This window comes from Leucobacter sp. M11 (assembly GCF_035726885.1).
In the GTDB taxonomy this organism is placed as follows: Bacteria; Actinomycetota; Actinomycetes; order Actinomycetales; family Microbacteriaceae; genus JAPFRB01.
Genome location: NZ_JAPFRB010000002.1, coordinates 658,584 through 663,813 on the forward strand (window position 1 = coordinate 658,584; position 5,230 = coordinate 663,813).

Genomic DNA, 5,230 nt, shown 5'->3' on the forward strand with positions numbered 1-5,230 from the left:
AGCACGCCCGCCGAGCCGTTCTCGGTCAGGGCGCGGGTGTGCACGGCGACCCCGGCTGGCTTGTCCTCCAGCCAGGCCCCGTGCCGGGCCGGGCCCCCGTCGAGGAGCGCTTCGAGGGCCGCGCGCAGCCCGGCGAGCCGGGAGCGCTCCTCATCCGTCAGCGGCGGGCGCAGCTCCGCGCGGCCGGGCGTCGGGCCCGCCGGCTCGGTGAGCCCGACGAGCTCGGCCCCGTGCGACCCCGCGAGGACCCGGCCCTCGGTGGGCACCCCGGTGCGGCTGAGGCTGGCGAGCGAGCGCCCGGACACGAGCGCCACACGGGTGCCGGGCACCGCCTGCAAGCGGGCGAGTGCGTCCTCGGCCTCGGGGAGGATCCGGGCATGATCGGCGTGGGTGACGATGGGCGCGACCGTGCCGTCGAAGTCCACCGCGACGAGGAGGGAGCCCACCCCCGCCAGTCGTTCCAGTTCCCGGTCGAGTGCTTCGGCGATCACGTCAGTCTCCTTCGTGTTGCGGTGGGCCCCCCTCGCGAGGCGGCAGGTGTTGTGGGGTGTCTCGCGCTCAGGCGCGGAGCAGGTCAGCTCGCGAAGGGGCTCGGGTCGGGGAGGGCGGCCCGGTCGGAGCCGAGCGCGGTCAGGAAGGTCCGGGCCCAGCGGGTCACGTCCCGCTCCGCGACGACGCGACGCATCGCGCGCATCCGCTGGCGCTGCTCGGCGGGCGGCATCTGCACCGCGCGCACCATCGCGTCCTTGAGCCCGTCAATGTCGTGCGGGTTGATGCGGACGGAGCGGCGCAGCTCATCCGCGGCCCCCGTGAACTCGCTCAGCATGAGCACGCCGGCCTCGTCGTTGCGGCAGGCCACGTACTCCTTCGCGACGAGGTTCATGCCGTCCCGCAGGGCGGTGACCATGAGCACGTCAGCGGCGAGGTAGAGCGCCGCCATCTCCTCCTTGGGATAGCCCTGGTGCAGGTACACGACGGGGGTGTGCGCGATCGAGCCGAAGTCGCCGTTGATGCGGCTCACGGTCTGCTCGATCTCGTCCCGCAGGTGCATGTAGGCCTCGACGCGCTCGCGGCTCGGGCTCGCCACCTGCACGAGCGTCACCGTGTCCGCGGAGAGGATGCCGTCCTCGATCGCCTCGCTGTAGGCCTTGAGCCGGTGCCGGATGCCCTTGGTGTAGTCGAGGCGGTCCACGCCCAAAATCATCGTGTCCGGGTTGCCCAGTTCCTCGCGAATCTCCCGCGCGCGCTGCTGTACGGCGGGGTCGGCGGCCAGCTTGGAGAAGGCGGCCGCGTCGATCGAGATGGGGAAGGCTTCGGCGAGCACGCTGCGTGCGGGGCGCTCGGCGCCCTCGGTCGAGGCGGGAATCTGTACCTCGTTGCCCCGGCTCGGGAATTCCAGGAGGCGGCGCACCGAGGCGCGGAAGTTCGCGGCGTCGGTGACCCGCTGAAACCCGACAACGTCCGCGCCGAGGACCCCGCGCAGGATCTCGCGCCGCCAGGGCAGCTGCGAGAACAGCCCGTAGGGCGGGAAAGGGATGTGCAGGAACATGCCGATGCTGAGGTCCGGCCGGAGCTCGCGGAGCATCGCGGGCACGAGTTGCAGCTGGTAGTCGTGCACCCAGACCGTGGCCCCCGGGGCCGCGGCATCGGCGGCGGCCCTGGCGAACTTCTCGTTCACCGTGCGGAAGCGGTCCCACCAGTCGCGGTGGTAGCTGGGCGCGGAGATCACGTCGTGATAGAGCGGCCACACGGTGTCGTTCGCGAAGCCCTCGTAGTACTCCGCGTACTCGGCGGCGCTCAGCGCGACGGGCACGAGGTGGGTCTGCCCGTGATCGAAGGGGGCGAGCTCTTCGTCGACGCTGCCCGGCCAGCCGACCCAGGCGCAGCCCAGGTCGCGGACCACGGGCTCCATCGCGGTGACGAGGCCGCCGGGAGAGGGCCGCCAGGCAACCGTCCCGTCCTCGTGCTGGACCCGGTCTACGGGCAGGCGGTTCGAAACCACCACAAAAGAATGGCGGGGGTCTTCCCCCGGTTCATCGGCGTCGTCCACGGGCATCGCTTCCCTCCGTTATGCAACCTCGGGTCTCACTGCCACCCTAACAGGAGCGCCCCCGGTCGGGACCGGGGGCGCAGCTGTTCCGGCGGGGGCCGGCGGCGGACCTACTTGGCGGGGGCGCGGAAGCCGACCGCGAACTCCGCGAGCAGGCGCGCGCCGAAGCCGGTGGACCCGGCGGAGCGCCACAGGTCGTCGGCGTCGGCCTTCATGGTGCCCGCGATGTCGAGGTGGCCCCAGGGGATATCGTCGACAAACTCGTTCAGGAAGAGGGCCGCGGTCGTGGTGCCCGCGTACTCGCCGCCGATGTTCGACAGGTCGGCGACGTTGCTCTTCAGCTGCTCGCGGTACCGGTGGTCCAGCGGGAGCCGCCATGTGTTCTCGTCGGTGGCGTCGGCGGCGGCTTGCAGCTGCTCGGCGACCTCGTCGTTGTTCGCGAGGAGCGCCGCGGTGCGGGTGCCGAGCGCGGCCATCGCCGCGCCCGTCAGCGTCGCGATGTCCACGATGACGTCGGGGCGGTTCGCTTCCTCGGTCGCGAGCACGAGCCCGTCGGCGAGGACCAGGCGACCCTCGGCGTCGGTGTTCTTCACCTCGACGGTCGTGCCGCCGCGGATCGTGAGCACGTCGCCGAGCTTCGTGGCGCTGCCGGAGGGCATGTTGTCGGTGCACATCATCCAGCCGGTGACCGCGGTGGTCGCGCCGAGCTCGCGCAGCACCGACATCGCCGAGAACACGGAGCCCGCGCCCATCATGTCGAACTTCATCGCCTGGTGCATCGCGTTGGACGGCTTCAGGCTGATCCCGCCCGAGTCGTACATGATGCCCTTGCCGACGAGGGCGAGGTGCCCGGTCGCGTTCTCGGGGCGGTAGCTGAGCTTGATCATCCGGGGCTCCTCGACGGAGCCCGCGTTGACGCCGAGCAGGCCGCCGCAGCCGAGCTCGATGAGCTGGGCGCGGTCGAAGACCTCGACCTCGAGGCCCAGCTCGGGGCCGAGGGCCACGGCGAGGTCGCCGAGCTTCTCGGCGCTGAGGTGCCGGGGCGGGGTGTTCGCGAGGTCGCGGGCGGTGTCCATCGCGCGGGCGAGAATCAGGCCGCGGTCGATGCCCGCTTGGGTCTCGGCCACGTCCTCGGCCGGGGTGACGATTGTGAAGCCGGTCAGCGGCACCGTGGTGGGCGCGGAGCGCAGCGCGTCGTAGCGGTAGCGGGCGAGCACCGCACCCTCGGTGACGACCTGGCCGATCGTGCGGGCATCGACGTCGCTCAGGCCGCGGGCGTCGAACTCCAGGGTGCCGAGCTCGCTCGCGGCGCGCACGAGCGTGGCGGCGGCGTCGCGCAGCTGCGCGCCCGTCAGGGTGCCCTTGGTGTCTCCCAGGCCCACGAGGACGAGCACGGGGCCGTCCTGCCGGGGCAGGAGCGTGGTGCTGCCCGCCTTCCCCGTGAAGCCCACGGCGGCGAGCGCCGCGCGGTCGAGGCCGACGATCGCGGGCACGTCCCCCTCGGCGGGGACCGCGACGGCGATGGCCTGCGCGGAGGCGGAGGGCTCGGCGACGGCACGGACGTCGTGGCTGAGGGCTCGGGACGGGACGGGGTTGAAGTCGGGATCGATGACGACCGTCATGGGGTGTTCCTTCTTTCCTGGGTGAGGGACCGGGCGGCGCCCCGCGTCCCGCCCGCGACGACGCGGGGCGGGGAGGATCGGGGCGACGGTGGTACGGATCAGCACCGTGGGCGCGGTGGCGCCGGTGCCTGCCCTCTACGCTACCGCGCCCGGCCCCGGGACGGGGGGCGCGGCGGGGCGCGAAGCCCCCCACGCGGCCCTATCCGGCGGGGTTCCGGGGCTGGGGGGCGGGGCCGGGGCTTCGCCTCCGGGGGGTGCGGGGCTCGACGGGGGGCGGAATCCGCTCGCTCGGGCCCTCCTCGTCGGCGCGGAGGGCCATCCAGAGCGCGAAGCGGTCGTCCGGGTTGTGCAGGCTCAGGCCGGTAGCGCTCTCGAAGCGTTCGAGGCGCTTGCGGAGGGTGTGCCGGTGCACGGCGAGCTTCTCGGCGGTTGCCTGCATGGAGCCGTGCTCCACGAGGAAGGCCCGCGCCGCGCCGAGCAGGGCGTCGGCGTCCGGGTGCTCGGCACGGAGGCGGTCGATGGGGCGGAGGAGGCTCGCCGCGGCGACGGGGTCGAGGCCGTCCAGGATGAGGGAGACGGTGGGCAGTTGCCGGTAGTGGGCGACGGGCAGCGCATCCGCGAGGGCGATCTCGTGGGCGCTGATCGCCTGGCGTCTGGCGTCGGCGAGTTCGTCGACGGGGGTCGCCGCTCCGAGCCCCATCCGGACCGGGACGCGGTCCTCATCGGCGGCGCGCGTGACGAGCTCGGCGAGGGCGTCGGCCTGCTCGGGGGCGATGTAGCCCAGCACCCGGTCCCCGTCGGAGCTGATCAGGTGGGGCTGGCCGAGCTCGTCGAGCCAGTGCAGGACGAGCTGCTCGAGCACGACCGAGCGGGAGCGGGAGCTGAGCGCGAAGGCCTGCAGCTGGGCGGAGCGCACCCCCCAGCGATCGAGCACCCGGTTGGCCATCTCGGGGGAGCCGTCGCTCAGAGATTCGACCATGACCTCGCGGCCCAGGCGCTCCAGGGCGGTGTGGTCGTGGGTGCGCAGGACGAGGTCGATGAGCCCGGCGGCCTGCGCGGAGAGGTCTCGGGTTCGGCTCGTGGACCCGGTGCGGGAGGACACGACGAGGTAGGCGCGCAGGTCGCGGCCCGAGCCAACCGGGAAGGTTTGCAGGTCGGGGTAGCGCACCCGCACGGGTCGGCTCAGGGCGACCGAGACGGCGTCGTCGATGTGGAGGCGCCCCGCCCCCGCGCTCGTGATGACGGTGCCCTCGGTGTCTAAGAGAACGGCCCAGCCCTGGAGCCGGTGCGCGAGTTCGACCACCACGGCCTCCGCGCCGCCCCTGCGGGCAACCTGGGTGAGGACGGTCATCCCCGAGGACACCAGCCGGGCCCCGGCCGCGGCGTCGTCGGCAAGGTGCTCGGCGGTGCGGGCGCGGGCGAGGTCGAGGGCCCGGGCGTCCGGGCTCGGCGGGAACAGGAGCACCCGGTGCCCGGCGTCGGCGAGCCGCTGCGCGAGCGCGTGGCCGGGCGCGGGCTCCGCGCCCGGGTCGGTGCGCGGGTCGGTGTGCGAGACCGA

4 protein-coding genes are annotated in these 5,230 nt (G+C 73.5%); all 4 read right to left on the minus strand.

The window, feature by feature from the left end; translation table 11 throughout:
- Window positions 1–491 (minus strand): trehalose-phosphatase (locus tag OOT08_RS07565; RefSeq protein WP_325091989.1); only part of this gene is annotated, 491 nt, incomplete at its 3' end.
- A gap of 83 nt (window positions 492–574) precedes the next feature.
- Complete coding sequence (locus tag OOT08_RS07570; protein ID WP_442916193.1) at window positions 575–2,056, minus strand: alpha,alpha-trehalose-phosphate synthase (UDP-forming); 1,482 nt, start codon at window positions 2,054–2,056, stop codon at window positions 575–577.
- 104 nt (window positions 2,057–2,160) lie between these two features.
- The gene (locus OOT08_RS07575) at window positions 2,161–3,672 is read right to left on the minus strand and encodes a leucyl aminopeptidase (protein ID WP_325091991.1); all 1,512 of its coding nucleotides are present in this window, start codon (window positions 3,670–3,672) and stop codon (window positions 2,161–2,163) included.
- 199 nt (window positions 3,673–3,871) lie between these two features.
- Window positions 3,872–5,230: helix-turn-helix domain-containing protein (locus OOT08_RS07580; protein WP_325091992.1), on the minus strand; the 1,359-nt coding region annotated here is incomplete at its 5' end.